The organism is Streptomyces sp. NPDC002690 (assembly GCF_053592415.1).
In genome coordinates this window covers 1-2,545 of the sequence record NZ_JBSFVR010000622.1, presented here as the reverse complement: position 1 = coordinate 2,545, position 2,545 = coordinate 1, and the positions used below count along the sequence as shown (strand labels likewise).

At 73.7% G+C, this 2,545-nt stretch carries 2 protein-coding genes; both read left to right on the top strand.

Features of this window, described 5'->3' with window-relative positions; genetic code table 11:
- The first annotated feature begins 18 nt into the window (after window positions 1-18).
- Window positions 19-774: an ABC transporter ATP-binding protein gene (locus ACWD3D_RS35980; RefSeq protein WP_451464870.1), complete on the top strand. Its 756-nt coding sequence runs from the start codon at window positions 19-21 to the stop codon at window positions 772-774.
- Window positions 771-2,450, top strand: coding sequence for a transporter (locus tag ACWD3D_RS35975; protein ID WP_451464869.1), 1,680 nt, complete (start codon window positions 771-773; stop codon window positions 2,448-2,450). The genes ACWD3D_RS35980 and ACWD3D_RS35975 overlap by 4 nt, the downstream gene beginning before the upstream one ends.
- Window positions 2,451-2,545 lie beyond the last annotated feature (95 nt).

Here is a 2,545-nt window from a genome sequence, read left to right as displayed (position 1 = left end):
TCGGGCCGGCCGCCCGCCGTGCGGGTGCGGGGGCTGTGGAAGAGGTTCGGCCAGCAGATGGCCGTCTCCGGGATCGATCTCGACCTGCCGGCGGGCCGGTTCATCGGCCTGGTGGGGCCGAACGGCGCGGGCAAGACGACCACCCTCTCCATGGTGACCGGGCTGTTGCGGCCCGACATGGGGAAGGTCGAGATCGGCGGCCACGACGTGTGGACCGATCCGGTCGCCGTCAAGTCGCGCATCGGAGTGCTGCCCGAGGGGCTGCGGCTCTTCGAACGGCTCTCCGGTCAGGAACTCCTCGCCTACAACGGCAGGTTGCGCGGGATCTCCGGCGCCGAGACCGACAAACGGGCCTCCCAGTTGCTGGACGTGCTCGATCTGGGCGGTGCACGGCACAAGCTCGTGGTCGACTACTCGACCGGCATGCGGAAGAAGATCGGGCTGGCGGCGGCCCTGCTGCACAATCCCGAAGTGCTCTTCCTGGACGAGCCTTTCGAGGGGGTCGACCCGGTCTCCGCGCAGGTCATCCGAGGGGTGCTGGAGCGCTACACCCGGTCCGGGGCGACCGTCGTCTTCTCCAGCCATGTGATGGAACTGGTCGAGTCGCTCTGCGACTGGGTGGCGGTGATGGCGGCGGGCCGGATCAAGGCGCAGGGTCCGCTCGCCGAGGTACGGGGCGAAGCCCCCTCGCTGCAGCAGGCGTTCCTCGACCTGGTGGGCGCGCGTGCGGTCGACGGCGCGGACGGCCTCGACTGGCTGGGCGGCGGCCGATGAGCGTCCTCGACTTCCCGTCCGGTCCCGCCCCGGACGCGCCGGACACCCCGGACGCGCCGGTCGCCCCGGTCGCCGGGAGCGAGGGGCTGGTCCCCCTCTTCGTGCGGCTCAAGCTGGCGCTGCTCCGCAACGGGTTGCGGCAGTCGGCCGGGCGGTCGGCCGCGTTCGTGGTGACCCTGGTCGTGGTGGCGCTGATCGCGGTGGGGCAGCTGCTGGGGCTGGTGCTGCTGCGCGGCGAGGGGCGGGACGCGGCCACCGTGGTGGTGCTGGCCACCGGGGTGCTCGCCCTGGGGTGGGCGGTGCTGCCGCTGTTCTTCCCGAGTGGGGACGAGACGCTGGACCCGAGCCGGCTGGTGATGCTGCCGCTCCGTCCGCGTCCGCTGGTACGGGCGCTGCTGGCGGCCTCGTTGGTCGGTGTGGGGCCGCTGTACGCGCTCTGCCTGCTGGTGGGATCGGTGCTCGCGGTGGCCCACGGGGCGGGGGCGGTGGCCGTCGGGGTGGTCGCCGTACCGCTGGCGCTGCTGATCTGCGTGGCGCTGGCCCGGTCCGTCGCCACGGCGAACATCCGGCTGCTGACCTCGCGCAAGGGCCGCGACCTCGCGGTGCTGAGCGGGCTGGTGATCGCGGTGGGCATGCAGGTGGTGAATTTCGGCGCCCAGCGCATCGGCGCGGCGGGCGGGCTCTCCGCCCTGGAGCCGGCCGCCGGTGTGGTGCGGTGGCTGCCCGCCGCCTCGGCGATCGGCGCGGTGGACTCCGCGTCCGGCGGGGCGTACGGCGAGGCGGTGGCGCAGCTCCTGGTCTCGGCGGTGGCCCTGGCCGCTCTGCTGTGGTGGTGGCAGCGCGGTCTGGTGGCGCTGATGACGGCGCCGGACGGTTCGACGATCGCCGCCGCCGGACCGACGCGCGGGAAGGACCCCGCCGCCCGGCGCTCCCGGCTGGGCCGGCTGCTGCCGGAGGGCCGGACCCGTACGGTGATGGGCCGGAGCCTGCGGTACGTCCTGCGGGACCCGAAGACGAAGGCGGCCTGGATCACCTCGCTCGCGGTCGGGCTGATCGTGCCCGTCTTCAACGCCCTGCAAGGGGCCGGCACGGTCTGGTTCGCCTGCTTCGCGCCGATGCTCCTCGGGATGCAGATGTTCAACCAGTTCGGCCAGGACACCTCCGCCTTCTGGATGGTGGCGCAGACCGTCTCGACACCCCGGGACGCGTACGAGGAACTGCGGGCGCGCGCCCTGGCGCTGGCGGTCGTCGCGGTGCCGTACACGGTGCTGGTCGCCGTGGTGCTCTCCGCCATGCTCGACGCCTGGGGGTCCCTGCCCGGGGTCCTCGGCATCCTGTTCGCCCTGCTCGGAGCGATGTTCGGCCTGGGCGCGGTCGCGTCGGCGTTCTTCCCGTACTCGATCCCGCAGGCGAGCGGCTTCAAGAACGCGGTGCCGGGTCAGGGCGGACTGGCCGTGCTGTCCTCCCTGGTGGGCCTGTTCGGCTCCGCGGTGGTGGCCGCACCGGTGATCGCCGTGACGGTGGCGCTGACCGTGACGGACCACCGGTCGGTGTGGCTGATGGCGCCCGCGGGCGCGGTGTACGGCGTGCTCGTCACCTGGGCGGGCCTGCGGCTCGCGGCGCCGCGCACGGCGGCCCGGCTGCCGGAGATCCTCGCGGCGGTCAGCAAGGGGTGAGCCGGGGGCGGGTCGGGCACGAGCAGGGGGCGGGGCGCGGTCCCGTTGCAGGTCTTCGCCTGCGAACTCGCGACGGCCCGGGGCAACGAGGTGGA